General features: G+C 58.7%; 27 protein-coding genes. 15 read left to right on the top strand and 12 right to left on the bottom strand.

Annotation, left to right across the window (positions count from 1 at the left end):
• Positions 1-8 precede the first annotated feature (8 nt).
• Positions 9-635, bottom strand: coding sequence for a TetR/AcrR family transcriptional regulator (locus tag ACP15L_RS03290; protein WP_425083107.1), 627 nt, complete (start codon positions 633-635; stop codon positions 9-11).
• Between the two features lie 138 nt (positions 636-773).
• Between ACP15L_RS03290 and ACP15L_RS03295 the strand changes: the two genes are divergently transcribed.
• The 7 genes from ACP15L_RS03295 (at position 774) to ACP15L_RS03325 (ending at position 9,631) form a co-directional block, all read left to right on the top strand.
• Complete coding sequence (locus tag ACP15L_RS03295) at positions 774-1,238, top strand: (2Fe-2S)-binding protein (protein WP_170374105.1); 465 nt, start codon at positions 774-776, stop codon at positions 1,236-1,238.
• Between the two features lie 3 nt (positions 1,239-1,241).
• Positions 1,242-3,428 (top strand): molybdopterin cofactor-binding domain-containing protein, encoded by a 2,187-nt coding sequence (locus ACP15L_RS03300; protein ID WP_425083108.1) that lies wholly within the window; start codon positions 1,242-1,244, stop codon positions 3,426-3,428.
• A gap of 129 nt (positions 3,429-3,557) precedes the next feature.
• The gene (locus tag ACP15L_RS03305) at positions 3,558-4,877 is read left to right on the top strand and encodes a glutamine synthetase family protein (RefSeq protein ID WP_425083109.1); all 1,320 of its coding nucleotides are present in this window, start codon (positions 3,558-3,560) and stop codon (positions 4,875-4,877) included.
• A gap of 59 nt (positions 4,878-4,936) precedes the next feature.
• The gene (locus tag ACP15L_RS03310; protein WP_170374108.1) at positions 4,937-5,617 is read left to right on the top strand and encodes a type 1 glutamine amidotransferase; all 681 of its coding nucleotides are present in this window, start codon (positions 4,937-4,939) and stop codon (positions 5,615-5,617) included.
• Positions 5,617-6,975: a glutamine synthetase family protein gene (locus ACP15L_RS03315; RefSeq protein WP_425083110.1), complete on the top strand. Its 1,359-nt coding sequence runs from the start codon at positions 5,617-5,619 to the stop codon at positions 6,973-6,975. The genes ACP15L_RS03310 and ACP15L_RS03315 overlap by 1 nt, the downstream gene beginning before the upstream one ends.
• Before the next feature lie 20 nt (positions 6,976-6,995).
• A complete protein-coding gene (locus ACP15L_RS03320; RefSeq protein WP_425083111.1) occupies positions 6,996-8,300 on the top strand; it encodes an NAD(P)/FAD-dependent oxidoreductase in 1,305 nt (434 codons plus the stop codon).
• A 116-nt stretch (positions 8,301-8,416) separates the two neighbouring features.
• Positions 8,417-9,631, top strand: coding sequence for a DegT/DnrJ/EryC1/StrS family aminotransferase (locus tag ACP15L_RS03325; RefSeq protein WP_425083112.1), 1,215 nt, complete (start codon positions 8,417-8,419; stop codon positions 9,629-9,631).
• Here ACP15L_RS03325 and ACP15L_RS03330 read toward each other — a convergent pair.
• The 4 genes from ACP15L_RS03330 to ACP15L_RS03345 form a co-directional block, all read right to left on the bottom strand.
• Entirely contained in the window at positions 9,619-10,374 is a 756-nt protein-coding gene (locus ACP15L_RS03330; protein WP_425083113.1) for a trypsin-like serine peptidase, read from the bottom strand. The genes ACP15L_RS03325 and ACP15L_RS03330 overlap by 13 nt on opposite strands.
• 11 nt (positions 10,375-10,385) lie before the next feature.
• The gene (phaR, locus tag ACP15L_RS03335; protein ID WP_170552879.1) at positions 10,386-10,934 is read right to left on the bottom strand and encodes a polyhydroxyalkanoate synthesis repressor PhaR; all 549 of its coding nucleotides are present in this window, start codon (positions 10,932-10,934) and stop codon (positions 10,386-10,388) included.
• A gap of 134 nt (positions 10,935-11,068) precedes the next feature.
• Positions 11,069-11,515, bottom strand: coding sequence for a phasin family protein (locus tag ACP15L_RS03340; protein ID WP_170374114.1), 447 nt, complete (start codon positions 11,513-11,515; stop codon positions 11,069-11,071).
• A gap of 143 nt (positions 11,516-11,658) precedes the next feature.
• Complete coding sequence (locus ACP15L_RS03345; RefSeq protein WP_425083114.1) at positions 11,659-13,461, bottom strand: PHA/PHB synthase family protein; 1,803 nt, start codon at positions 13,459-13,461, stop codon at positions 11,659-11,661.
• Between the two features lie 111 nt (positions 13,462-13,572).
• Here ACP15L_RS03345 and phaZ point away from each other — a divergent pair, with 111 nt between their 5' ends.
• Both phaZ and ACP15L_RS03355 read left to right on the top strand, forming a co-directional pair.
• Positions 13,573-14,844: a polyhydroxyalkanoate depolymerase gene (gene phaZ, locus ACP15L_RS03350; protein ID WP_425083115.1), complete on the top strand. Its 1,272-nt coding sequence runs from the start codon at positions 13,573-13,575 to the stop codon at positions 14,842-14,844.
• A 5-nt stretch (positions 14,845-14,849) separates the two neighbouring features.
• Positions 14,850-15,428: a DUF6151 family protein gene (locus ACP15L_RS03355; RefSeq protein ID WP_425083116.1), complete on the top strand. Its 579-nt coding sequence runs from the start codon at positions 14,850-14,852 to the stop codon at positions 15,426-15,428.
• On the opposite strand, the gene ACP15L_RS03360 is transcribed toward ACP15L_RS03355, so the two are convergent.
• The 4 genes from ACP15L_RS03360 to ACP15L_RS03375 form a co-directional block, all read right to left on the bottom strand.
• Positions 15,425-16,135, bottom strand: coding sequence for an alpha/beta fold hydrolase (locus tag ACP15L_RS03360; protein ID WP_425083117.1), 711 nt, complete (start codon positions 16,133-16,135; stop codon positions 15,425-15,427). The two genes, ACP15L_RS03355 and ACP15L_RS03360, sit on opposite strands and share 4 nt — an antisense overlap.
• Positions 16,136-16,217: 82 nt before the next feature.
• Positions 16,218-16,832: a hypothetical protein gene (locus ACP15L_RS03365; protein ID WP_170688993.1), complete on the bottom strand. Its 615-nt coding sequence runs from the start codon at positions 16,830-16,832 to the stop codon at positions 16,218-16,220.
• A 40-nt stretch (positions 16,833-16,872) separates the two neighbouring features.
• Entirely contained in the window at positions 16,873-17,865 is a 993-nt protein-coding gene (locus tag ACP15L_RS03370; RefSeq protein ID WP_425083118.1) for an alpha/beta hydrolase, read from the bottom strand.
• The gene (locus ACP15L_RS03375; protein ID WP_425083119.1) at positions 17,865-18,614 is read right to left on the bottom strand and encodes an alpha/beta fold hydrolase; all 750 of its coding nucleotides are present in this window, start codon (positions 18,612-18,614) and stop codon (positions 17,865-17,867) included. The genes ACP15L_RS03370 and ACP15L_RS03375 overlap by 1 nt, the downstream gene beginning before the upstream one ends.
• Positions 18,615-18,830: 216 nt before the next feature.
• On the opposite strand from ACP15L_RS03375, the gene thrS reads away from it, so the two are divergent.
• The 5 genes from thrS (at position 18,831) to ACP15L_RS03400 (ending at position 23,517) form a co-directional block, all read left to right on the top strand.
• Positions 18,831-20,789 carry a threonine--tRNA ligase gene (thrS, locus tag ACP15L_RS03380; protein WP_170374121.1) on the top strand — a complete coding sequence of 653 codons (1,959 nt, stop codon included), beginning with the start codon at positions 18,831-18,833 and terminating at the stop codon, positions 20,787-20,789.
• Between the two features lie 221 nt (positions 20,790-21,010).
• Positions 21,011-21,313 (top strand): DUF2282 domain-containing protein, encoded by a 303-nt coding sequence (locus tag ACP15L_RS03385; protein WP_170374122.1) that lies wholly within the window; start codon positions 21,011-21,013, stop codon positions 21,311-21,313.
• A 73-nt stretch (positions 21,314-21,386) separates the two neighbouring features.
• Positions 21,387-22,244, top strand: coding sequence for a DUF692 domain-containing protein (locus tag ACP15L_RS03390; protein WP_425083120.1), 858 nt, complete (start codon positions 21,387-21,389; stop codon positions 22,242-22,244).
• Positions 22,241-23,002, top strand: coding sequence for a putative DNA-binding domain-containing protein (locus ACP15L_RS03395; protein ID WP_425083121.1), 762 nt, complete (start codon positions 22,241-22,243; stop codon positions 23,000-23,002). The genes ACP15L_RS03390 and ACP15L_RS03395 overlap by 4 nt, the downstream gene beginning before the upstream one ends.
• Complete coding sequence (locus ACP15L_RS03400; RefSeq protein WP_425083122.1) at positions 22,999-23,517, top strand: DoxX family protein; 519 nt, start codon at positions 22,999-23,001, stop codon at positions 23,515-23,517. The genes ACP15L_RS03395 and ACP15L_RS03400 overlap by 4 nt, the downstream gene beginning before the upstream one ends.
• A gap of 1 nt (position 23,518) precedes the next feature.
• Here the strand turns inward: ACP15L_RS03400 and ACP15L_RS03405 are convergent, their stop codons facing one another.
• Positions 23,519-23,887, bottom strand: a complete 369-nt coding sequence (locus tag ACP15L_RS03405) for a hypothetical protein (protein WP_170459066.1) — start codon at positions 23,885-23,887, stop codon at positions 23,519-23,521.
• A 41-nt stretch (positions 23,888-23,928) separates the two neighbouring features.
• Positions 23,929-24,246, bottom strand: coding sequence for an ArsC/Spx/MgsR family protein (locus ACP15L_RS03410; protein WP_425083123.1), 318 nt, complete (start codon positions 24,244-24,246; stop codon positions 23,929-23,931).
• A gap of 213 nt (positions 24,247-24,459) precedes the next feature.
• Here ACP15L_RS03410 and ACP15L_RS03415 point away from each other — a divergent pair, with 213 nt between their 5' ends.
• Positions 24,460-24,666: a cold-shock protein gene (locus tag ACP15L_RS03415; protein ID WP_008758035.1), complete on the top strand. Its 207-nt coding sequence runs from the start codon at positions 24,460-24,462 to the stop codon at positions 24,664-24,666.
• A gap of 87 nt (positions 24,667-24,753) precedes the next feature.
• On the opposite strand, the gene ACP15L_RS03420 is transcribed toward ACP15L_RS03415, so the two are convergent.
• A complete protein-coding gene (locus tag ACP15L_RS03420; protein ID WP_170488721.1) occupies positions 24,754-25,056 on the bottom strand; it encodes a hypothetical protein in 303 nt (100 codons plus the stop codon).
• Positions 25,057-25,082 lie beyond the last annotated feature (26 nt).

A 25,082-nucleotide genomic window follows, 5' to 3' on the forward strand; every position in this document is an offset into this window, starting at 1 on the left:
TGACCGCCCTATGGCGCTGAACGCTGCGCGGTGTCCGGGCTGTATCTGCGCATCATCATCTCGACACTGTTGTTGATTGTGTCCGCCATTTCCTGATGGCTGAGAACCGTTCCCGAAAACAACAGCGGCCAGAACGCCCGCGCCTTGATCAGGCCGATGAATTCGCGACCGGCCTGTTCGGGGTCGTCGATCTGCAATTGCCCGTCCGCGGCGGCCTCGCGCAGCATGTCGATGAACGAGGCCGTCTTGTCCAGCTTGCCCTGCGCTTGTTCAGCCAAGGTCGGGTTGCGCAGGATTTCGCTGATCACCATGCGGGACATGGCCATCACATCCGGCAGCATCAGAATGCGCCCTTCGGCCCAGGCCAGCTCGGTCAGTTGTTCGCGAACATCGCGCCCTTTTTCGTACCTGATCTCAAGCACTTCCGCAAAGCGGCTGGACAGTTCCGCCACGATTGAGCGGAACAGATTTTCTTTGCTTTCAAAATACTTATAGAGCGTCCGCTTGGACACTTCGGCCTGGCGCGAAATACGATCCATGCTGGCCGCCGCGAACCCCTTTTCCTGGAATTCGGCCACCGCAGCTTCGATGATCTGTGCATATTTGGACGCATTGGGCGCGCTGATCTCATTCATGTCATTGCTATAGACCCATTGACAGCATCGGGTCAAACACTAGGTAAACGCGGGAGTTTACAGGCGCGACTTTCTGTGCCACATGTAAACCCGCCAGTTTACCGACTCAGGTAGCAAGCCAACACGGAGTATCCCCTCATGGCCATCAATCTGAAACTGAACGGCGAGACGCATACTGTCGACGCCGAACCCGGCACGCCCCTGCTCTGGGTGATCCGGGATGAACTGAAGCTCACCGGAACCAAATTCGGCTGCGGTGTCGCGTCTTGCGGCGCCTGCACCGTGCATCTTAATGGCGAGCCCGTCCGCTCGTGCCAGACCTATATCGAAGACGTCGAAGATGCCGAGATCACCACAATCGAAGCCGTCGGTGAGGACAAGATCGGTGCAGCTGTCCAACAGGCCTGGGTCGAGTTGGACGTGGTTCAGTGCGGCTATTGCCAGTCTGGTCAGGTGATGTCGGCCGTTGGCCTGCTGGCTGAGAACCCCAAGCCCAGCGCAGAGGAAATCGACGCGTACATGTACGGCAATGCCTGCCGCTGTGCCACCTATCAACGTATCCGCGCAGGTATCCAGCGCGCATCTGAAATACTGGAGGCCTGATCCATGACCATCAACACCTCTCGCCGTGGATTTTTGAAAGGCGCCGCTGCTGCTGGCGCGGTCCTGCTGGTTGGCGCACGTCCGGATGGCGCGCTGGCGGCTGCTTCATCCGAGACCGCTCAGTTCAACCCCTTCGTGAAAATTGATGCCGACGGCACTGTGACCGCCATTGTCAAACACTTTGAGAAGGGTCAGGGCCCTGCGACCGGCCTGCCCACGCTGATCGCCGAAGAAATCGGTCTGACAATGGACCAGATCGAATACGAATTCGCGCCCTCTGATCCCAACGTCTACAACAACCTGCTGTTCGGTCCGTTCCAGGGTACTGGAGGGTCGACCGCGATGGCGAATTCGTGGCTGCAATACCGTCAGGCCGGTGCTGCAGCACGCGAGATGCTGATAAATGCGGCGGCCCAAAGCTGGGGTGTCGACGCGTCGGGCATCACAATCGAAGAAGGCATTGTCAAATCCGGCGACAAGTCCGCTCCGATTGCCGAATTCGTGGCCGCAGCAGCTCAGCTGGACGCCCCGGCCGAGCCACGCCTGAAGGACCCCTCCGAGTTCCGCCTGATCGGAAACGAAGCCGTTCGGCGTAAGGATTCGGCGATCAAGGGCAATGGTCAGGCCATGTATGCCATGGACGTTCACCTTCCCAACCAGATGATCGCTATGATCAAACGCCCCGAATCCAAAGGCGGAATTGCGCTAGGGTTTGACGATAGCGCCTCAAAAGAGGTCAAAGGCTACATCAGTGCCGCGGTTCTGCCCAACCAAGCGGGTGTCGCCGTCTACGCGGAAAACACCTGGGCCGCGATTCAGGCGCGTGATGCGCTTGAGGTCGAATGGGATATGTCGGGCGCGGAAACACGCGACTCGGATCAGATCAAGGCCGAGATCATGGACGCGCTTGATGCCGAGCCGAACTACAACGTCAACAAGGCCGATTTTGCCGCCGTCTCTGCCGCCATCGACGGCGCCGACACTGTGGTTGAGCGGACCTTCTACTTCCCGCTTCTGGCCCATGCTCCAATGGAGCCCCTGAACTGCACAATCGAACAGACTGCAGAGGGCGACATTGTCCTGCATGATGGGGCGCAGATGCCAACCGGCCCGCATATGGCCTACCAGCAGATCTTCGAGCTTCCGGCCGAGAAGATCCATATCAACACGATGCTGGCAGGCGGGTCCTTTGGCCGCCGCGCAACACCTGATGCGGATTATCAGGTCGAGGCTGCGTTGGCCTTCGTGGTCACCGACCGCTCTCGCCCAGTCAAACTGGTGTGGACACGTGAAGATGACATTCGCAGCGGTTACTACCGACCTGCCTTTGGCCACAAAGTGCGCGTCGGTCTGGACAGTGAAGGAAACATCGTCGGATGGCACCATCAAATCGCCGGTCAGTCGGTCATCAAAGGTACGCCGTTTGAAGCCGTTCTGGTGCATGACGGTGTCGACCACAGCTCGGTCGAAGGGGTTTCTGACAGCCCCTACGCCATCCCCGGTATGGCCGTGGGTCTGACGGACACACCGAAAGCGACGACTGTATTGTGGTGGCGTTCGGTCGGGCACACCCACACGGGCTATGCGATGGAAGCCATGATGGACTTGGCCGCCGAGGCTGCCGGTCGCGACCCGGTCGAGTTCCGCCTGGCGCATCTGAGCGATGACAGCAACGCAGATCAGGTCCGCAAGGCCGGAGTTCTGAAACTGGCGATTGAGAAGGCCGGATGGGGCAACGCTCCAGCTGGGCGCGCGCAGGGGATCGCGGTCCACAAGTCCTTTGGCTCTTATGTGGCCGAAGTAGTCGAGGTGTCCGGCGATTTGGATAGCGGAGTTCGCATCGAAAAAGTCACCTGTGCCGTTGATTGCGGCATCGCGGTGAACCCCGATGTGGTCAAAGCACAGATCGAAGGTGGTGTCGGCTATGGCATTGGTCACGTCATGCGCGACCAGATCACGCTGACCAGCGGCGCGGTAGACCAGTTCAACTTCCCGGATTACGAGCCTCTGCGGATCGGTGATATCCAGGCGATTGACGTCCATATAGTTCCGTCAGCCGAAGCGCCCACGGGCGTCGGCGAGCCGGGCACACCGCCGTCCGCCCCGGCCCTGGCGAATGCCATTCGCGCTCTTTCGGGCGTGAAGGTCACGACCCTGCCCATGGCGGAAAACGGCGTAACCTTCGTCTGATCCTAAAACACGTGGCGTCGGCGCAATTTGTGCCGACGCCTTTTTCCACCTCTGAAATTTGATCAAATTTCGTGACAAGGCCGTTTGGCTTCGCTACATCTCGGATAACCGAGAGGAGCTACCGCCCCAATGGACCTGAACGCCTTGCATAATTTCCGCGTTGCCGCCTGCGACCTGAACGGTCAGATGCGAGGCAAGCGCGTCCCGCCTACCTATGCCGACAAGCTGAGCAAAGGTGCCGTGCGCATGCCATTCTCGGCGTTGAACGTCGATCTATGGGGCGCGGATATCGACGGAAGCCCCCTCGTGTTCGAAACCGGTGACGCCGATGGCATCCTGCTCCCGACCGAGCGCGGGCCTGTGCCAGTGCCATGGCTGGAAACATCGACCGCCCTGGTTCCCATGAGCCTCCATGACGATGACGGCGTTCCCTTTGCAGGCGACCCGCGCCATGCGCTTGCCTCGGTACTGTCGCGCTACGCGCAGCGCGGCTGGTCGGTCGTTGCGGCGACCGAGTTGGAATTCACCCTTGTCGACGCGTCTGGCCCCCAACCCTTGGCGCCGCTCAACCCGATCACTGGTCGCCGCCTGACGGACGAGGCGGTTCTGTCCGTCGCAGAAATGGACGCGTTCGAGGCGTTCTTCACCGACCTCTATGACGGGTGCGCCGCGATGGGCATCCCCGCACAAACCGCCATATCCGAAAGCGGGATCGGTCAATTCGAGATCAACCTCAATCATCAGGACGCCATGCGCTGCGCCGATGATACGTGGCTTTTCAAGGCTTTGACGCGCGGTTTGGCCCGAAAACACGGCTTTGCTGCGACCTTCATGTCGAAACCATATGCCGAGGACGCGGGAAACGGGATGCATGTGCATTTCTCGGTCCTGGACCAAGATGGGCGGAACATCTTCGACGATGGAGGGCCCGAGGGCACCGACCTGCTGCGCTCAGCCGTGGCAGGGTGCCTTGCTGCCATGCCCGCCAGCACTCTGATCTTTGCCCCTCATGGGAATTCATACGCACGGCTAGTGCCCAGCGCGCATGCGCCCACCGGTGCAAGCTGGGCCTATGAAAACCGAACCGCTGCCATCCGTATTCCGGGCGGTGCCCCGGTGGCCCGACGTATCGAGCACCGCGTGGCTGGTGGCGACATCAATCCCTATCTGATGTTGAGTGCCGTTCTGGGCGCGGCGCTGGTCGGTATCGAGGACGGCATGGCGCCCCCTGCCCCGATCTCGGGTAATGCTTATGAAATTGACGGTCTGCCTCAGCTGGCTGGCGATTGGGCCGCCGCCATCGACCTGTTCGAGAGTGACCCTATCATAGCCCGGCTTTTCCCGTCGGAATTGATCCGCAACATGTCGATGACCAAACGGCAGGAAATTGCACGTTTTGCAGACCGCCCCGAGGACGAACACTGGCTCAGCTATCTTGAGGCCGTGTGACCCCCTTGCCCGAAGGCCCGCTCTCGGGTATTTCTGAATTTGATCAAATTCGGTGACTTATGAAAATCGGCATTCTACAAACTGGCCACACCCCTGATGCGCTCATGCAGGACTTCGGAGACTATGACTCTCTGTTCCCCGCATTGCTGGACGGACATGGGTTTGAATTCAAAACCTTCGCAGTCGTTGACGGGATCTTCCCAGACAGCGCAGAAGACGCAGATGGCTGGCTGATCACAGGCTCTCGCTACGGGGCCTATGAGGACCTGCCATGGATTCCCCCGCTTGAGGACCTGATCCGCCAAATTCACCAAAGCGGCAAGCCGCTGGTGGGTGTCTGCTTTGGTCACCAGATCATCGCGCAGGCGCTGGGCGGCAAAGTCGAAAAATACCAAGGTGGTTGGTCGGTTGGACGCACCGAATATGACTTCGATGGCGATAACGTCTGGCTGAACGCCTGGCATCAGGACCAGGTCGTGGCCGTGCCGGACGGGGCCGAGGTGATCGGCAGCAACGATTTCTGCCAAAACGCCATGCTGCGCTACGGTGACCAGATCTGGACCGTGCAGGCGCATCCTGAATTTTCCAACGATTTCGTCTCGGGCCTGATGCGCACGCGCGGCAAAGGGTTGGTGCCTGATGACCTCATGCAAGCCGCGGCGAACAGACAAACAGCACCAGACCACAATGCCCGGATCGCGCAGATCATGGCGGATTTTCTGAAGAAAGCGAGGGCCTGATGGCCGATTGGACAGACGCAACACCGCAGGCCGCACAGGACTACATCGCCGGACATCGGCTGGATGAGGTCGAGTGCATCATCTCGGACCTGCCAGGCATTGCTCGTGGTAAGGCCGTTCCGGCATCGAAATTCGCGCGGCAATCCTATTTCCACCTGCCTGACAGTATCTTCTACCAGACGATCACGGGCGGCTGGGGTGAAGCCGCAGGTGAGGACGGGTTCATCGAACGAGACATGATCCTGAAACCGGATTTCTCGACCACGTCGGCTGCGCCTTGGACCGGCGACTGGACGTTGCAGGTGATCCACGACGCCTATGACCGAGACGACAATCCGATCCCCTACAGCCCGCGCAACGTGTTGAAACGTGTCGTGCAGCTCTATCACGACAAGGGCTGGAAGCCGGTGGTCGCCCCGGAGATGGAGTTCTTTCTGGTCGCCCGCAACGTTGACCCGGCGCAGTCGATTGAGCCGATGATGGGTCGCTCGGGCCGTCCTGCCGCCGCCCGTCAGGCCTATTCCATGACGGCCGTGGACGAATTCGGCCCGGTGATCGACGACATCTATGATTTCGCCGAACATCAGGGGTTTGAGATCGACGGGATCACTCAGGAAGGCGGCGCAGGCCAGCTTGAGATCAACCTGCGCCACGGCAATCCTGTGAAGCTGGCGGACGAGGTTTTCTACTTCAAACGCCTGATCCGCGAGGCCGCGCTGCGCCACAATTGCTTCGCGACCTTCATGGCGAAACCGATTGAGGATGAGCCAGGATCGGCGATGCATATCCACCATTCGATCATCGACATTGAGACCGGCCAGAACATCTTCTCCGGGCCGCAAGGCGGTGAGACGGACGCGTTTTATCACTTCATCGCGGGCCTCCAGACACACCTGCCCGCCGGTCTTGCCGTGATGGCGCCTTATGTGAACTCCTACCGCCGCTATGTGAAAGACCACGCCGCACCGATCAATCTGGAATGGGCGCGGGACAATCGCACCACGGGTATCCGGGTGCCGCTGTCGGGGCCTGAGGCGCGACGTGTGGAGAACCGTATCGCCGGGATGGACTGCAACCCGTATCTCGGGATCGCACTGTCACTGGCCTGTGGCTATCTGGGTCTGGTCCAACAGGAACGTCCACGCCGCCAGTTTTACGGTGACGCCTATGAGGGCGAAGGGGATATCCCGCAGGTGATGGGGAATGCTCTGGACCTGTTTGACGGAGCCACGGAACTGCATGAGATTCTGGGCCCCGAATTCGCCCGCGTCTATGGCATCGTGAAACGGGCCGAGTACGAAGAGTTCCTGCAGGTGATCTCTCCGTGGGAGCGGGAACATCTCTTGCTGAACGTCTGAGCCTTTTGGGGTCACCAGAGATGAACCTTCTCTATTCCAACGATAGCAAAGCCGAGTATCCGGCAAGCTGGTATGCCGCAACAGCCAATCCGCTCGCGCGGTTCCCTGAGTTCAAGGGCGAAACCCGCGCCGATGTGTGTATCGTCGGTGGTGGCTATACGGGTTTGTCGGCTGCGTTACATCTGGCCGAGGCCGGGATGGACGTTGTCCTGCTTGAGGCACACCGAGTGGGCTTTGGCGCATCAGGCCGCAATGGCGGCCAGTTGGGCAGCGCCCAGCGCATGGATCAAGAGGATCTGGAGCGGCTCGTCGGGCAGGACGACGCTACCAAGCTTTGGGATCTGGCCGAAGATGCGAAGGCCTTGGTCAAATCGCTGATTGAAAAGCACAAAATCGACTGCGATCTGAAGCCTGGCATCGCCAACCTGGGCCTGTCAGCGTCCGAGCGCAGCGATCTGCACGCCCATGCCGCGCATTTGTCGGACCGCTACGGCTACGATCAGATCGAGCTGCTGGATGAAGAGGCAGGCCAAGCCCTCTGCCCCTCACCCGCTTACAAGGGTGGGTATCTGGATATGGGGGCGGCGCATCTGCACCCGTTGAACTATGCGCTCGGTCTGGCCCGTGCTGCTGAGGCCGCGGGCGTGCGTGTCTTTGAGGGCACGGAGGTGACACGGATCGAACAAGGCGACTCGGCCACTGTTCTTACCGAAGGTGGGAATGTCCGCGCCCAACGCGTCATTCTGGCTTGCAACGGATACCTTGGAACGCTGAACCGGCAGGTCGCGGCGCGGGTGATGCCGATCAACAACTTCATAGCCGCGACGGAGCCGCTTGGGGATGAGGCCGCACATGTACTGACGCAGGATGTCGCGGTTGCGGATACGAAATTCGTGGTGAACTACTTCCGCCTCAGCGCCGACGGGCGCCTCCTGTTTGGCGGAGGTGAAAGCTATGGCTATCGTTTCCCTTCGGATATCTCGGCCACCGTGCGCAAACCAATGACCGAGATTTTTCCGCATCTGCGGGACGTCAGGCTCGACTACGCGTGGGGCGGCACTCTGGCGATTACAATGCGTCGGATGCCTTACCTAACGCGTGTAGCGCCGAATATCCTGTCCGCCTCGGGCTATTCCGGCCATGGCGTCGGCACGGCAACACATGCCGGTCAGCTGATGGCATTGGCCATCCAGGGACAGGCCGAAGGGTTCGATACAATGGCCCGCGTCCCGGCCCTACCCTTTCCCGGTGGCCCGGCCCTGCGCAGCCCTTTGCTGGTGCTGGCTATGACTTGGTACGCGATGCGGGATCGGCTGGGGATCTAATCCCCGTTTTCCATACGACAATTTGGTGAATTTTTGCCGATCTTGCGATTGGGGGCTTGGCACGGGCGGCACGCTTGATTTAATAAAGTGAAAGTTAGAATTCGGGAAAACCAAATATGACGCTGCCACCCAACGTTCATGACGCCGAACCCATCCCCGCCGCCGCACGAGACGCAATCGACGCCCTGATGCAGTCAGGCGACCTGTTTCGCTACACCGCGCCGCAAGACGCGCCGGTTGCTTTGCTGGAATCCGAGTTCGCCGCGCTGCTGGGCACGAAATACGCATTGGCCGTTTCCTCCTGCTCGGCTGCTCTGTTTCTGTCACTGAAGGCATTGGGCCTGCCGCGGGACGCACGGGTTCTGATCCCCGGCTTTACCTTCGCCGCTGTGCCATCGTCCGTCGTGCATGCGGATTGCATTCCGGTTCTGTGCGAAGTTGGTCCGAACTACCGCATCGACATGGCTGATTTCGAGGCCAAGCTGGATGATGTGCAGGCAGTCATCATCAGCCATATGCGCGGCCATACCTCGGATATGGATGCGATCATGGCACTGTGCGACGCGCGCGAAATCCCGGTGATCGAAGATGCCGCCCATTCGCTGGGCACCACCTGGCATGGGCGCAACATTGGCACCATCGGCAAAATTGGCTGCTTCTCGTTCCAGTCCTACAAGATGATCAACGCGGGCGAAGGTGGCATTCTGATCACCGACGACGCCGATCTGGTGGCCCGTACCGTGATCATGTCCGGCGCTTATGAGCATAACTGGAAGAAGCACAAAACCCCGCATGGCGACAACTCTCCGGAATTGGAGCAGGCCTTTGCGCGCTGGCAGAACAAACTGCCGCTATATAACTTGCGGATGAGCAACCTCAGCGCCGCAGTGATCCGCCCTCAGGTTCCAGAACTGGCGCGCCGCGTGCGCGATGGGCTGGCGAACCACGACTATGTAGCCGAACGTCTGAACAGCTCGGACTATATCGACGTTCCCGCCCCGCTTGCGCCCGAACGTCGTGCGCCGGATTCGATTCAGTTCAATCTGGTCGGCATGGATGAGGGTGAAATCCGTGCCTTTGCCGCCGCATCCGAGGCGCGCGGCGTCAAGGTTCAGGTCTTTGGCATGAGTGAAGACAATGCCCGCGCCTTCTGGAACTGGCAATTCCTGCCTGAGCAATTCGAGCTGCCGCAAACGCGTGCCATGCTGATGACAGCCTGTGACGTGCGCCTGCCCGTGCGCCTGACGCGCGAGGAATTGGACGTGATCGCCGATATCTTGCTGGCCTCGGTCGGTGAGGTGATTGGCCCTGTCCCCGCTTACGGTACATGAACTCCGAGCACTGAGACGAACAATGCGTCGATCCCTTCGGGGGTCGGTGCGATGCGGGACAAGATAGCAGCCACCCGCAGCCCGTCCGAGGTATTCACCAACAGCGGTGCGCCGGAATCCCCCATCATCACAGGGCAGATCCCATGCAGCATTTGGCCTGCATATATACGCATGGGGCAAGTCTCTGTCTGGCTCAGGACATGAGGTCTTAGCCCCGGATAGCCCGCGACGAAACCCGCCTCGACCTCTTGATTTGCCGGCTTAACGAAACCGACCTCGGCCCCGATCGGAGCGTCCAGCACCAGAATAGCCCAATCCAAGTCGGGTTGATCGGAAAATCCGGCTGAAACATCCTGACCTGCAGGCAAGATAAAGTCATCGGCCCGCGCAACCGAGACCGCCTCGCCCCGCTGGTACCCGGCAGCAAACAGAATACTCTCCGGTGGTATCCAGCGTTTGCGTGATCGATTGTAGAGACAATGCGCCGCCGTCAACGCATGGTTTTCCGAGATCAGAACACCCGTACAATGAGATCGCTGGTCCCGCCCCGCATAGTTCACGCGACCAATCGCGCGCCAAGGGGCCTCGGACGCATCGAGAATCTCACGCGCCCGAATATCCTGGCATCCGGCAGAGGTATCTGTCCCCAACCGACAAACTGCTGACCAGTTCTCGGAGAACTGCCCCTCGGCCCAAACGGCTTGCGAACACAACATAGCGACACACAGGACCAGCCAGCGCATCGCCTGCGCTCCTAATTCAGTTTGGAAAGCTTCTGCTGCAACTCAGCCAATTGCTTTTTGATGTCGTCCAGATCCTCTTTTGGTTCGGACTCGTCCTCTTTGTCAGGGCCTGACCAGTTGCCGGACAACCCGCCCGTCATGGCCTTGAGGAACGCCTGTTGCTGCGCCTGCATCGCCTCAAAACCCGGCATCTGAGACATCGGGTTCATGGCATTCATATTCTCCATCATCTTGCTTTGGCTTTCGCGCAGCATGTCGAACGAGCTTTGTAGGAATTGCGGCATCATGCCCCCACCCGGCACCATGTAGCTGCGCACCAGATCGTTCAGGACATTCACCGGCAGGACGTTCTCGCCCCGGCTTTCATGTTCGGCAATGATTTGCAAAAGGTACTGGCGGGTCAGGTCATCGCCCGTTTTCAGATCAATGATCTGAACTTCGCGCCCATCGCGGATGAACCCCGCAATATCTTCGAGCGTCACGTAATCGCTGGTCTCGGTGTTATACAGCCGACGGCTGGCATAGCGCTTGATCAACAGCGGTTTTTCTTTGTCCGACACCTTGTACCCTCCCCAAGGATGATGCGTTGCAGCAGAGGTTATGCGACTGCAGCACAAAAAGAAAGGGCAGGTCAATCGACCTGCCCAACGCGATGGCACCTATAGGGAGGATAAGATGCCCGTCGCGGACGTTCTTACTTGGCAGCTGCAGCTTTCTTGGCAGCAGTCGTCACCTCAGAAGTCGCTTTCTTGACAGCTGCGGTTGCTTCTTCGGCAGCGTCTTTGCCAGCGGCCATCAGCAGCTCAACGGTTTCCGACTGAACTTTTTTCGCGATTTCCGCGAATGCAGCCAGGTTTTCAGCAGCAACTTCAGCCGACGCGCTTGCGAAGTCGGTTGCGGCTTTTGCGTAGTCAGCAGGCTCGGCCTTTGCTTTCGACATCTCGGTCAGCTTGGCCAGGGTGTCCTTGGTCCATTTGTTCGAGATTTCAGCCGATTTCTCAGCCGCGTCCAGAGCAACGCCCGACAGCTTTTCGTTCAGCGCTGCGGTCGATTTGAAGGCACCTTCCATTGCGGTGGTGTCTACCGGAAACGCGCCCATGACGTCTTTCATGATCGCGGTGAAGTCTTGGGTCTTTGCCATTGTCCTAATCCTTTTCACCGAACCGGGCCCACCCCGGTTTCCATCGGCTTGAGGACAATATGATTTCTGCATCGCAGCATTTCAAGTTTTTTCTTGCTGCAATGCAGAAAAAATCGAGTTTCATTTTGAAATCAGCGATTTGCTCAACGATTTGCCTTGAGCAAAACATAGCTGCCAGGCGCCGGACACAGGCTCGGATGCTCCGAATCACCCGTTTCGCGCGCCGGAACCTGCTTGCCAGACCGTTTCTTCAGCCAAGCGCCCCACATCGGCCACCAGGATCCTTCGTGAAAGTCAGCGTCTTTTAACCAGGCCTCGGCATCCAACTTCAGATCAGGGTTGGTGTAGTGTCCGTATTTCTTCTTGCTGGGCGGGTTCACGATCCCGGCGATGTGGCCGGACTCTGACACGACAAACGTTTTGGACTTGGACCCCATCTGCTGAACACCGCGATAGCAGTCTTTCCAGCGGGCGATATGGTCCGTCTCGCAGGTGATAGCCATCAGGGGGACGTCCACATCCCTGACATGCAGCTTGTGGCCCAGCATCTCAAAGCCATCGCCCACGAATTCGTTGTGCTGGCACAGGCCGCGCAGATACTGCACCGCCATCTTCCCCGGAAGGTTCGAGCCGTCGCCATTCCAATACAGCAGGTCAAAAGCCGGAGGGGTCTCTCCCATCATATAGCTGCGGATTGCAGGCGTGTAGATCAGGTCGCGTGAACGCAGGAAAGACATGGTGCGCCCAAGAATCCATGCGCGGAGGAGGCCATCCTTGGCGACCTGATCCTCGATCCCATCCACAAAGTCGTTTTGCAAAAACGGCGTGAATTCTCCCTGATCGCCAAAATCGGTCAGAGCCGTAAAGAAGGTCGCCGACTTGACCGATTTGTCCCCGCGCTGTTTGAGCAGTGACAGGGTCAGGCTGAGCGTCGTGCCCGCAATGCAATACCCAACGGCGTTGACCTGTTTTACTTTGCAGATCTTCTTGACCGTCTCGATCGCAGTCAGGAACCCATCCTGAATATAGTCCTCCATCCCCACATCGGCGTAGGTGGAGTCGGGATTTATCCAGCTGACGACAAACAGCGTGTACCCCTGCTCGGTCACCCATTTGATCAGGCTGTTCTGGGTTTTGAGATCGAGAATGTAGAATTTGTTGATCCACGGCGGGAACAGAACGATGGGGGTTTCATGCACTGTCTCGGTTGCCGGTTTGTATTGGATCAGCTCCATCATACGGTTGCGATAGACGACATCGCCGGGGCTGGTCGCAATATTGACCCCAACCTCGAATGCACTGTCATCGGCAAGCTTGACCACAAGCTCACCATCATTGGCCTCTAGATCCGAAACGAGGTTCTCAAGCCCTTGGATCAGGGATTGCCCCTCGGTTTCGACAGCTTTCTCCAAGGCATCGGGGTTGGTTGCCAGAAAATTGGTGGGGGCCATCAGGTCGATGATCTGCTGCGAGAAATACTGAAGGCGCTGCTTGTCCTTTTCCTCAAGGTCCTCAACCGACGACACCGCCTGCGCGATGGCTTCGGCATTGGTCTGATACTGCTGGCGGATCAAGCGAAAATAGGGGTTGGTGTCCCAAAGCGGGTTGGAAAAGCGTTTGTCCTTGGACTTGGGTTCGTCTTCCTCCACTTCGCCCGTGGTCAGGGCCTGCTGCGCTTCGGCAAAGTTCAGAACGGACTTGCCCCAGTATTCGATTTGCTGTTCCAGCAGTTTGGCGGGGTTCTGTAATGCGTCGGCCCAATAGGCTGTTGCCGCACGTGCATAAAGCTCTTGATTCGGGCCGTCCAAAGCCGGGACATGAGACTTCTTCGAAGCCATGACTTCTATCAGGCGCTTGGAGAGAGCCTCAACCTTCTCCATATTTTCTTTAATGCGTTCAATATGTTCTTCGGTAACTTGGCCCGTATTGTCTTCACTTGTTGTCATTTTAACAATTCACCCCTACTCTCGCTGCTATGCAGAATAACGTCGCGGACGTTGGTCGACAAAGCGACGAATGGTCCGAACTCTTAGGTTGATACTCCGGAGGATCCTTCGATGCGCTACATGATGACCTACGATCTGATGGAAACCATGCGCAATACGAACCAATGGCTTGGTTCGACGGCAAATGCGATGGCCTCCTACCCGCTGTTTTCGATGGTTCCGAACCCGGCATTCAGCTGGATGGCCGCCTGGGGTGAAGTGACCGAGCGCACCTTTCAACGCATGGTCGCGAAGCCCGATTGGGGCATCCGGACGTTCACGTGTGAAGATGGCAAAGATCATCTGGTCGAAGTCACCTCGGTTCTGGAGCGTCCCTTTGGGGACCTTCTCCATTTCAAGGTAAACGGGCGCGAAACGCAACCTCGCAAGGTGCTTTTGGTGGCTCCGATGTCCGGTCACTACTCCACATTGCTGCGCTCGACCGTCAAAAGCCTGCTGGTCAATTGCGAAGTTTACATCACCGATTGGCATAACGCGCGCGATATCCCCGTGTCCGCCGGAAAGTTCGATGTCGAGGATTACACCCTCTACCTTGTCGATTTTATGAAAGAGCTTGGCCCGGACACCCATGTAGTCGCTGTGTGCCAACCTGCGCCGCTGACACTGGCCGCGACCGCCTATCTGGCCGAGGTCGAACCAAAGGCCCAACCCAGCACCCTGACCCTGATCGGTGGCCCGGTCGATCCCGACGCCACCCCGACCGACGTGACCGACTTTGGCCGTCGCGTGACGATGGGCCAGTTGGAAGAGACCATGATCCAGCGCGTTGGTTTCAAATACAAAGGCGTGGGTCGGATGGTCTATCCCGGCCTGTTGCAGCTGGCTTCGTTCATGTCGATGAATGCCGAACGCCACTCCACAGCCTTCACGGATCAGATCCAGCGCGTGATGCGGGGGGAAGCATCGGACCATGACGCCCATAACCGCTTCTACGATGAATACCTCGCTGTCATGGATATGCCGGCCGAATTTTACCTCTCCACGGTCGAACGCATTTTCAAAAACCGCGAGATCGGGCGGAACGAATTTGTCGTCGCCGGGCACAAGGTGGATATGGGCAAGATCACCGATGTGGCTGTGAAAACCGTGGAAGGCGCGAATGACGATATCTCGGCCCCCGGACAATGTATCGCCGCGCTTGATCTGTGTACCGGTCTGCCGGACAGCAAGAAAGCCAGCCATGTTGAACCCGGTGCGGGGCATTACGGCATCTTCGCAGGCCGCAGCTGGCGCGACAATATCCGCCCGCTGGTCATCGACTTCATGAACGATAACAGCCGCAAACCGCGTCGTCGGGCGGCCAACAGCAACAAAGTCGCGTAAGGGCTTTGGCGTCAGAGCCTGACCTCACCTTTTCTTGCGCCTGCGGGACACTGACAGGCCGCATCACATCTGATGGTGCGCGTCTGGGTACCCATGCCGAGTGTTTTTGCCACGACTGCCGTGCGGCCCAGCTTTACTTCGGCCAACCCGACCCGGCCCCCGGCCCGGTTGAGGTGTTTCAAATCGCCCCCGACGAGGTCACGATTGACAGCGGTGCCGAACATTTGGCGGCGATGTCACTGAGCCCAAAGGGTATGCTGCGATGGTATGCCAAATGCTGCAACGCGCCATTGGCAACGACGCCACGCACCGCCAGATTTCCCTTTGCAGGGTTTATCGCTTTGCGTATCGCCGATCACGCGCGGCTTGGCCCGATTGCGACTCGTGGGTTCGTGCCTCGGCCCAATGGCAAGCAAAAGCACGAAAATCTGTCTCCGGCGGCAATTGGGTTGCTGCGTCGCGTGATCAAATCAAGACTATCCGGTGGGTGGAAAAACACGCCGTTCTTTGATCCTGAGAGTTTTGAACCCGTCGTGACACCGATGGTGATCAGCAAAGAGGAACGCGCAGCGCTTTACCCCTAGGCCATGCGCAAGGGTTCAGCCAGCCACGCCTGCATCAGGTCGATCACCTGCTCGGGCGCTTCCAGAGTTGGCAGATATCCGGCCGCATCAATTGTGTGCATCACCGCATTTGGGATCATGTCCGCCATAAAGGCATGCTTGCGCTCGGGCGTCAGCCGGTCATGCTTTCCACACAGGATCAGGCTGGGCGCTTTGATCCGGCGCAGCGTGCCCTGCTGATCCGCGCGCCTCTGTAGCGCACGCATCTGGGTCACAAACACCTCCGGGCCTAAATCCAGCGCCATCGCCAGTAGGTCATTCAACACAGGGATGCGCTGCGTTCCCGGCGCCAGAGTGTCCGACCCCACAACCTGCCGCATCACCTCTTCAAGCCGACCGGCCTGCGCGCCGATGATCAGATCCTCCCGTGCGGCCGCGATCTGCGGTGTGTCGGCCTGCGCATCGGTCGAGATCAGGCACAGGCGCGACACCCGATCCGGGGCGCGGCGAATAAGGTCCAACGCCACCACGCCGCCCAGCCCATGCCCAGCCAGCGCGAACCGATGAGGCAGCTGATCCAGAAGATCCGAAGCGATCTCTTCGATCCGTTCCCCCCGGCTGATCGCCGAGACGACCACGGCGCGGCGGCGCGAAAACGCATCAATTTGGGGATGAAACAGCCGAGCATCGCACATCAAACCCGGCAACAACACCAGCGGCTCAATCACGTGGGGCCTCCTTCTGCTCGGTTATCCGAGTCGTTCCTTCTCATCAGGATGGAAGGTTTGGATCAGCCCAGCAAGTGAATCTTTAAGGATAGGCGATTCCACGGAACTGCGGGAAATCAGCATAGCGTTTCTGACGGGCAGCAAGGGTTTCGGCTGGCTCGGCACCCGGTCGCAAAAGGCAGCCTTTGGGCGCGATGTAACTGTCGATCCGACGCTGAGGCCTGGGGCGCCAAACCAGATTGAACGCGCAGAGTTTCGGGAAAAACCAGATCTCGGAGTAGTCAAGATGATCATGCATCCACCACGCCAGATCGCGCCAGTCCCGCCCCTGCGCGTAGCGATCCGCAAACCAGGGGATCACGACAGACGCGCCAGCGACTCGCGCCTCACCCTGCCCCCAGTCCCAGACATGGCACTCCAACGGATTGTCATTACGCGCGCAGTTCAGCCGGTTTTCGTTGCCAAAGGCATTCAAGGACGGTGACCGATAGCCCGAGCGCACTGCGACCCGGCCAAAGGTCTCCTCCAGCGGGTCCAGCAAGGTTTGGCAAAAGGCGCTGCCGGTTTCGATGGCCAGATCCGGGTTCTCAGGCAGGTTCTGTTTTTGATGGAAATTCCCGATCTCGGAGTACAGGAAATCGCGCATGAAGAAATGCCGGGACAGACGCACACGACCCAGCGTCTCAAGGCTCCACATGCTGCCCGGCTTGCGCATCTCTATGCTCTTGAAGGAGGGGTCATTCGATCCCCTGCGTTTTCAACCACGCCAATATCCCATTCACCGTCGGCTCTGTCTGGTTCGGTGACATCAGGCGACCGGCAATCACATGCGACATCGGATCATCTTCAGGCCCCATCGTGACAAGCTCAACCGTTGCTGGCGCACCCCAGGCCTCGGCCACCTTGTGGGTCTTGTCCGGGCGCACGACCTGATCATCATCCGAAAACCAGAACAGCGCTGGCATCAAAGCTTGCGAGAAATCAAGACCGTAGACCGTTTCGACCAGAACTGTCATCGGCACCACGGCCTCCCACGGGTAAACCGAAGTCCAGTACTTGTTCTTTTCTGGATCCGGCCCGGATACATCTCGTTCCGGCCCCATCAACAATGGCAACCAATCCCGCGCCCACGGCAGACCGGGTATGAACGCCCCTGTCGAATTCACTCCGAAATTCGGCGACACAAACACCATTGCCGCGACATCTTCGCTGAGTGCCGGGTTCAAAGCCGCCGCCGCCGCCAGCGTGCCGCCGGTCGATGTCGAAATGACCACGACCTTTTCCCCAACGGCCTTGGCCGCCGCCAGCCCCTCGGCCATGTCCTGCATCCAGCCAGAGGCGGTCGCATCGCCCATCGCGGCCCCACTGCGCCCATGTCCTTGCAAGCGTGCATATACCAGATTGGCCCCCAGAGCGTCAGCGACCATATCAGGCACGGGACGGATCTCTTCTGAACTGGCCGAGAAGCCATGGACATACAGCACCGAATAGGGCGTCCGCCGCTCTTTGAACCCGTCCTGCCAGATCACACGCTTTTCGACACCGGGGACGATATCGTCAAAGGCGGATTCCGTGCTTTCAAAATAGATCTGAACACCTTCGCCAAACTTGCGGGGGTCGAAATCGGGGGCCAAGTTTACCTCTTCCCGCGGCCCGAACCAATAGATCAGGCCCCCGACGACGATCAGCGCCAGTAGAATTCGCCCCAGCACCCATCCGAACCAACGCATTACCCATCCCCCAGAACGTCAAGCACGGCGTTCTCGATCAAACCAAGGCATGGCCCGTCCGAGAACCGATGATCCGCATCCTTTACCAGCAACAATCGCATATCCGGGCCAGTCGCATGCTCCAATAGGCGAACGGCTGTTTCAGTCGACACCGCCGTATCAGCCGTACCCTGCAAAAAACGCACGGGAAACGGCAGATCCAACGCGTCCCGCAGAACCAGACGCTGCCGACCATCCTCGATCATACGCTTTGTGATGATGTAAGGCTCCATATAGTCCGAGGGCAATTCCACATGCCCAACCTCCTCCAGCGCTGCCTTCTGCGCATCTGAGAAGGACGCCCAATAGCCGTCCTCGGTAAAATCCGGGGCTGCCGCGATGGTCACCATGCCAACAATTCGCTCCGGCAACGCCTTTGCCAGCAGCAGCGCCTGCCAACCGCCCATCGAGGACCCAACGACCACCAAAGGCCCCTCGGTCAAGGCACCCACCGCTGCCAGCGTGTCTTCGTGCCAATCTCCAATGCAGCCGTCTGTGAACGCCTCAGAGCTTTCTCCATGCCCGGAATAGTCAAACCGCAAGAACGCCTGCCCCCGTGCCTTCGACCAAGCCTCAAGATGAACGGCCTTGGTGCCCTCCATATCCGATTTCAAACCGCCCAGAAAAACAATGGTCGGACCGGCCCCTTCGCTCTTGTGATACGCCAACCGCCGCCCCTGCGCCGTTTCCAAAAAATCTGTTGCTGCCATGAAGCCCTCTTTGCTTTCCTGACATCATGCACGCCCCCCGCCCAAGTGCAATTCCGTGATCCTCCTTCATCTGGCTAAAAATACCTCGGGGAGCGCGAGGGGCTGGCCCCTCGCTCCAGCCACTTGACACAAGTACAACCACCTGCCAAAGCAGCCAGACGCAAATAACCCGCAACCGGGCGTTCAGTGGGCGCCGAACCGACGAGGAGAGCCGATATGGCCCTGGATTCAAAATCCGTCTCTCTCACTTTTCCCGATGGCAATGCACGTTCCTATGACGCAGGCATAACGCCTGCGCAGGTGGCTGCCGACATCTCAACTTCGCTGGCGAAAAGGGCGATATCGGCCACGGTCGACGGCAAGCATTGGGATTTGCAATGGCCCATCGAAGCAGATGCCCAAATCGCCATCCACACCATGAAGGATGAAGATCAGGCCAATGAGCTGATCCGCCACGATCTGGCGCATGTCATGGCCCGCGCCGTGCAGGAAATCTGGCCCGCGACCAAAGTCACCATCGGCCCCGTTATCGAAAACGGCTGGTACTATGACTTTGACCGCGAAGAGCCATTCACGCCCGAAGATCTCGGCCTCATCGAGAAAAAGATGAAAGAGATCATCAACAAGCGCGACCCCGTCACCACCGAGGTCTGGGATCGCGACCGCGCGATCGAATTCTACAAGGCCAACAATGAGCCCTATAAGGTCGAGCTGATCGAAGCCATTCCGGGTGATGAGCCACTGCGCATGTACTGGCACGGCCACTGGCAGGATCTGTGCCGCGGCCCGCACCTGCAGCACACCGGTCAACTGCCGGGCGACGCCTTCAAGCTGATGAGCATTGCGGGCGCCTATTGGCGTGGCGACAGCGACCGCGCGATGTTGCAGCGCATCTATGGCGTAGCGTTCACGGGCAAGGAAAAGCTCAAAGCGCACCTGAACATGCTGGAGGAGGCCGCCAAGCGCGACCACCGCAAGCTGGGCCGCGAGATGAACCTGTATCACATGCAAGAAGAGGCTCCGGGTCAGGTGTTCTGGCATCCCAACGGCTGGAAAATCTACACCACCCTGCAGGACTACATGCGCCGGATGCAGGACCGTGACGGCTATGTCGAGGTCAACACCCCACAGGTCGTCGACCGCAAACTTTGGGAAGCCTCGGGTCACTGGGACAAGTACCAGGAGAACATGTTCATCGTCGAAGTCGACGAAGAGCATGCCCGCGAAAAGGCGATCAACGCGCTGAAGCCAATGAACTGCCCTTGCCACGTGCAGGTGTTCAATCAGGGCCTGAAATCCTATCGTGATCTGCCGCTGCGCATGGCAGAGTTCGGCTCCTGCGCGCGGTATGAGCCCTCGGGCGCGCTGCACGGGATCATGCGGGTGCGCGGCTTTACTCAGGACGACGGTCACATCTTCTGCGCCGAGGATCAGATCGAATCCGAGACCGCAAAGTTCATTGCTTTCCTGTCGAAGGTCTACGCCGACCTTGGCTTCCACGACTGGACCATCAAACTGTCCACCCGCCCGGAAAAGCGGATCGGCAGCGATGAAAGCTGGGATTTCGTCGAGAAAGCTTTGGGCGATGCCTGCAAGGCCGCTGGGTATGAGTACGAGGTCTTGGAAGGCGAGGGCGCATTCTACGGTCCGAAGCTGGAGTTCACTCTGACAGATGCCATCGGCCGGAATTGGCAATGCGGCACGCTTCAGGTCGACCCTAACCTGCCCGAGCGTCTGGATGCGAATTTCATCGGCGCTGACGGGTCCAAGCATCGCCCCTACATGCTGCACAGGGCCTGCCTTGGGTCGTTCGAACGGTTCATCGGCATTCTGATCGAAGAACACGCGGGCAAGTTGCCGTTCTGGCTGGCGCCGCGGCAGGTCGTTGTGGCCTCGATCACCTCGGATGCGGATGACTATGTGGCCGAGGTTGTTGAAACGCTCCGCTCCGCTGGTGTCCGGGCCGAGGCGGATATCCGCAACGAAAAGATCAACTACAAGGTCCGCGAGCACTCGGTCGGCAAGGTTCCGGTCATTCTGGCCGTGGGTCACCGCGAGGTGGATGAGCGCACTGTAAGTGTCCGCCGACTGGGCGAAAAACAAACGCAGGTTCAATCTCTTGAGACTGTAACAAATGAGCTGTCCAAGGCAGCCACTCCTCCGGACCTGCTGTAACATAAGTCAGTTTCTGACCCCTCATCCGGCCCTGAAATCGGGGCCGGATTGAAACATTTTCCATTTTTCAATTCAAAAACAATTTGTTAACCTGCAAGAGGGCATGACAATGCCTGACGCGCTTGTGAGACACGGCCTCGTGAATTTAACTGTGGCTCACTAGTCGCTACCTTTGTCATTGTCACAAGCAGACATACGCAGTCATCAAAAGGATTACCGAGATGTCGAACACAGCCAAATCCCTGGTTATCGCAACAGCAGTCGCAGCCGCCGTTTCGGGCGCAGCAACCACCGCCTCCGCACAAGCGAAAGAGAAATGCTATGGCGTTTCGCTGGCCGGTCAGAACGATTGCGCCGCAGGCCCCGGCACCACATGCGCGGGCACCTCGACCGTTGACTATCAGGGCAACGCCTGGACTCTGGTTGATGCAGGCACCTGCGCCGATATCGAACTGCCTGCACAGGCAGACGGCACCCCGCGCAAAGGTTCGCTGGAAGAGCTGAACCGCGACCTGCCGGCATAATATCTGCCATACGAGATCCAAGGGGCGGGCCAATTCGCCCGCCCCTTTTCACCTGATCATAGGGAACTGACACATGCTGGACGACGCACTCAGGTCGAACCGACTACCCGCAGCGCCGGGTGTTGGGTACAAACCCCAGCACTTTGCACAGATCCTTGAACACGCGCAGCCCGTCGCATGGCTGGAAATCCATGCCGAGAATTACATGGGCGACGGGGGCCGCCCTTTGGCGCAACTGCGCCATCTGTCAGAACAATTCCCAATCTCTGTCCACGGTGTTGGCCTGTCCATCGGCGGCGAAGGCCCGCTGGATGCCGACCATCTGGCGCGATTGAAACATCTGGTCGGCTGGCTGAACCCGGCCAGCTTCTCTGAGCATCTGGCTTGGTCGACTCATGACAGCTACTTCCTGAACGACCTTCTGCCCCTGCCCTATACCGATGCCACTTTGACCCGGATCTGCGATCATATCGATCAGGTGCAAGAGGTCGTCGGACGGCAAATGCTGCTCGAAAACCCCTCCAGCTATCTGGCGTTCGAGGAAAGCACCTGGTCCGAGCCCGATTTCTTACGCGAAGTTTCGAACAGAACCGGATGCGGGCTGTTGCTGGACGTGAACAACGTCTTTGTCTCAGCTACAAATCTGGACTTCTCGCCTCAGGGCTATATCGACGCCTACCCGCTTGAAAAGGTTGGTGAGATTCACCTCGGCGGTCACGATGAAGACGAAGACGACCACGGCAAACCTCTGCTGATCGACAGCCACGGGCGCGAGGTCGTTGATCCGGTCTGGGCGCTTTTGGACTATGTTCTGGATCGGTCCGGGCCGAAGCCTCTCTTGGTCGAGTGGGACACGGATGTCCCCGACTGGCCGGTCCTGCGGGACGAGGCCGTGCGCGCCCAGGCGGCACTGGAGCGGATCCCGGCATGAGCGTGTCGCAAACCCAGTTCCGCGCCGCGCTTCTGGACGCCTCTGCCCCAGTCCCGGAGGGGTTGCTGGATTCCGAAAACCAACCCGCTGGCCGTCGGTTCAGCGTCTATCGCAACAATGTCGCTGTCTCACTGACCGAGGCTATGCAGCAGGCCTTTCCCGTGATCACCAAGCTGCTGGGATCGCAGAACATGGACGGCCTTTCGGGCATTTTCCTGCGCCAGCACCCGCCCACATCCCCGTTGATGATGTTCTATGGTGAGGCGTTTCCCGCCTTTGTCGCCGGAATGCCTCAACTGTCCCATCTGGGTTACCTTGCCGACATGGCGCGGCTGGAACTTGCCCTGCGCCACTCCTACCACGCGGCAGACAGCACGCCTGCGCCCGCCGATGCGCTGGCCGTTCCCCCCGAAGACGTGATGCGCGCGCGGCTGAGTTTTGCCCCGGCGATGCGGGTGATCCGGTCGGATTGGCCGATCCACGCGATCTGGCGCTACAATTCGGAAGCAGACGCCCCAAAACCGGTCGCTCAGACCGAGGACGTTCTGGTCACCCGCCCCGAATTTGATCCCGCGCCGCATCTTCTGCCCAAAGGCGGAGCAGGCTGGATCGCACATATGCAAGCGGGCGACACCATCGGCAGCGCGTTCGAAAAAACCGCTGCTGACACGCCTGACTTTGATCTTGGAACCACTCTGGCACTGCTTTTGCAAGGCGGTGCAATAACCTCTGTGACTATCGAAAGGCTGGAGTCATGACTGCGATCATCTCAATCCACAACTCCGTTTTGGGAAAGGTGGACCATGCGTCCGGTTGGCTGACGCCGACCCTCGCCCGGCTCGTGTTTATTGCTGTACTGCTGGTCTATTACTGGAACTCGGCGATGCTGAAGATTGATGGGTCGATCTTCTCGCCATCCAGTGGTGCATTTGGGCAAATCTTTCCGAAAGCCGCCGAAGCCGTGCTGTGGGACGTCACGCAGATGACGTTCTTCCAGCGTATCGTGATCTTCCTTGGCACCGTTGCCGAGTTCGTCCTGCCCGCACTGCTGCTGGTCGGCCTGTTCACACGTCTGGCTGCAGTTGCAATGATCGGATTTGTCTGGGTGCAGACCATTGTTGACGTGACCGGCCATGGCGTGAAACTTGGTAGCCTGTTTAATGCTGCGCCTGACCTGGTGGATCAGCGCACCATGTGGACCTTCCTGTTCCTGGTGATGGTTATTAATGGCGCAGGCCCGCTGTCCCTGGATCGCATCCTGCGCCTGAAATAACTCAGAAATGAGCCTTGGGTTCGTCCGGTTTTCCCGCGGCGAGCCCGAGCACCCCGGCTACCGCGGCAAAGGCAATCGGGAACATGGTGAAGACGCCGAAACCGAACGCGTAGTACATCCCAGCAGCCGAGGCCAACAACAAAATCCCTGCAATCAACGCCCGCGCATGGGCCATGGCCCCGCCCGCAATCGCCAACAAAGGCGCAAGGATCGAGGCCGCCTGAATCAGGTCGGGGTTATCCACCTGCTCGGCAATCCCTTCGATATCGCCAAAATGCTTGATGGCTTCGACATAGCCATATCCGAAAAACCCGACAATCATACCGATCAAACCGGCGATGACGCCCAAAATCATGGCAGCGTTTCGCATGTAACTTCCCTTACAGTTCGTATCAGCAGATAGGTACGCGGCTACGCAACACCAAGAGAGGACCGCGTTTCAGCGGTCCAGCCCAGAAACAACTCTCCTTCATTTTCGATCAGAGGGCGCTTCATCAGCGTCGGGTGATCGGCCAGCAACTCCAACGGCGGCCGCGCGCGCTCGGTATCGTCCAATCCACGCCAGGTTGTTGACCGGGTGTTGAGCAAAGCCTCGCCGAAGTTGGCAAAAGCTTGCGACAAGGTCTCAGCCGGAATTCCGTCTGCTCTTACATCCACGAGATTCGCTTCTGGCAGCGATTTCAGCGCCTTACGGCACGTATCGCAGTTTTTCAAACCATAAAGGCGCATTTTTGGGCTGCTCCTGCATTTGTAACTTTTTTATGCAAACTGGTTGGTTCCCAGCGGTATTTCTTGATTTTTTACTTCACCGTGCAATGTTGAAAAAGACGAAACGTGCGTTTCGGACTGTATCTGACCCAGAAATCAGCCCGATACGCCATGACGTCGACACAGCCCCCACCAATTTGTGGGACAATGCGCAAGTAGAAGGAGACACGGGACATGCCAACCGGCACCGTGAAATGGTTTAACACTACCAAAGGCTATGGGTTTATTGCCCCTGATGAGGGGGGCAAAGATGTGTTTGTTCATATCTCGGCCGTAGAACGATCCGGCCTCACCGGACTCGCAGACAATCAGAAAGTCTCGTACGAGTTGCAGGACGGGCGTGACGGCCGCCAGATGGCAGCTGATTTGAAGCCGTTGTAACCTCCACCCCGCCAGATGTGGGGTGTTTCCAATCAAGGCTGACGGCCAATTTCAGGCCGTCAGCCAAATATTCTCTAGAAATCGGCGTTACCCACGTGTCGATTTCTCGTTGGTGCGGGCATGCCAGTCTTCGCCCATTGCCACGATGCAGGACGTTCCTGTCGCGTAGGTAACGACCATGGTCCAGTCGCCGCGGTCGCTGCTCCAGACCTCCATGATCTGCTCGGGCCCGCGCATGCCGGTTGCCACGCGTTCGGCGCCGAATTGGCGGGTCAGTTTCTCTTGGAGCCTAGGGGTCGCTTCACACAGTATTTCGGCTATAGGTGATTTTGCCTGCGCAGGTGACGCCAGCACAAGACACAGTGGGATCAGGCGAAACAGATAAGTCATGAAGCCAATGTAACAGCTTCATGACA

This window comes from Ruegeria profundi, from assembly GCF_049800715.1.
GTDB classification, from domain to species: Bacteria; Pseudomonadota; Alphaproteobacteria; order Rhodobacterales; family Rhodobacteraceae; genus Ruegeria; species Ruegeria profundi_A.

Excerpts from the sequence above, each read along its gene's own strand:
- ACP15L_RS03290 (WP_425083107.1), bottom strand. The coding sequence starts at position 635 with ATGAATGAGATCAGCGCGCCCAATGCGTCCAAATATGCACAGATCATC.
- ACP15L_RS03295 (WP_170374105.1), top strand. The coding sequence starts at position 774 with ATGGCCATCAATCTGAAACTGAACGGCGAGACGCATACTGTCGACGCC.
- ACP15L_RS03300 (WP_425083108.1), top strand. The coding sequence starts at position 1,242 with ATGACCATCAACACCTCTCGCCGTGGATTTTTGAAAGGCGCCGCTGCT.
- ACP15L_RS03305 (WP_425083109.1), top strand. The coding sequence starts at position 3,558 with ATGGACCTGAACGCCTTGCATAATTTCCGCGTTGCCGCCTGCGACCTG.
- ACP15L_RS03310 (WP_170374108.1), top strand. The coding sequence starts at position 4,937 with ATGAAAATCGGCATTCTACAAACTGGCCACACCCCTGATGCGCTCATG.
- ACP15L_RS03315 (WP_425083110.1), top strand. The coding sequence starts at position 5,617 with ATGGCCGATTGGACAGACGCAACACCGCAGGCCGCACAGGACTACATC.
- ACP15L_RS03320 (WP_425083111.1), top strand. The coding sequence starts at position 6,996 with ATGAACCTTCTCTATTCCAACGATAGCAAAGCCGAGTATCCGGCAAGC.
- ACP15L_RS03325 (WP_425083112.1), top strand. The coding sequence starts at position 8,417 with ATGACGCTGCCACCCAACGTTCATGACGCCGAACCCATCCCCGCCGCC.
- ACP15L_RS03330 (WP_425083113.1), bottom strand. The coding sequence starts at position 10,374 with ATGCGCTGGCTGGTCCTGTGTGTCGCTATGTTGTGTTCGCAAGCCGTT.
- ACP15L_RS03340 (WP_170374114.1), bottom strand. The coding sequence starts at position 11,515 with ATGGCAAAGACCCAAGACTTCACCGCGATCATGAAAGACGTCATGGGC.
- ACP15L_RS03345 (WP_425083114.1), bottom strand. The coding sequence starts at position 13,461 with ATGACAACAAGTGAAGACAATACGGGCCAAGTTACCGAAGAACATATT.
- phaZ (WP_425083115.1), top strand. The coding sequence starts at position 13,573 with ATGCGCTACATGATGACCTACGATCTGATGGAAACCATGCGCAATACG.
- ACP15L_RS03365 (WP_170688993.1), bottom strand. The coding sequence starts at position 16,832 with ATGTGGAGCCTTGAGACGCTGGGTCGTGTGCGTCTGTCCCGGCATTTC.
- ACP15L_RS03370 (WP_425083118.1), bottom strand. The coding sequence starts at position 17,865 with ATGCGTTGGTTCGGATGGGTGCTGGGGCGAATTCTACTGGCGCTGATC.
- ACP15L_RS03375 (WP_425083119.1), bottom strand. The coding sequence starts at position 18,614 with ATGGCAGCAACAGATTTTTTGGAAACGGCGCAGGGGCGGCGGTTGGCG.
- thrS (WP_170374121.1), top strand. The coding sequence starts at position 18,831 with ATGGCCCTGGATTCAAAATCCGTCTCTCTCACTTTTCCCGATGGCAAT.
- ACP15L_RS03385 (WP_170374122.1), top strand. The coding sequence starts at position 21,011 with ATGTCGAACACAGCCAAATCCCTGGTTATCGCAACAGCAGTCGCAGCC.
- ACP15L_RS03390 (WP_425083120.1), top strand. The coding sequence starts at position 21,387 with ATGCTGGACGACGCACTCAGGTCGAACCGACTACCCGCAGCGCCGGGT.
- ACP15L_RS03395 (WP_425083121.1), top strand. The coding sequence starts at position 22,241 with ATGAGCGTGTCGCAAACCCAGTTCCGCGCCGCGCTTCTGGACGCCTCT.
- ACP15L_RS03400 (WP_425083122.1), top strand. The coding sequence starts at position 22,999 with ATGACTGCGATCATCTCAATCCACAACTCCGTTTTGGGAAAGGTGGAC.
- ACP15L_RS03405 (WP_170459066.1), bottom strand. The coding sequence starts at position 23,887 with ATGCGAAACGCTGCCATGATTTTGGGCGTCATCGCCGGTTTGATCGGT.
- ACP15L_RS03410 (WP_425083123.1), bottom strand. The coding sequence starts at position 24,246 with ATGCGCCTTTATGGTTTGAAAAACTGCGATACGTGCCGTAAGGCGCTG.
- ACP15L_RS03415 (WP_008758035.1), top strand. The coding sequence starts at position 24,460 with ATGCCAACCGGCACCGTGAAATGGTTTAACACTACCAAAGGCTATGGG.
- ACP15L_RS03420 (WP_170488721.1), bottom strand. The coding sequence starts at position 25,056 with ATGACTTATCTGTTTCGCCTGATCCCACTGTGTCTTGTGCTGGCGTCA.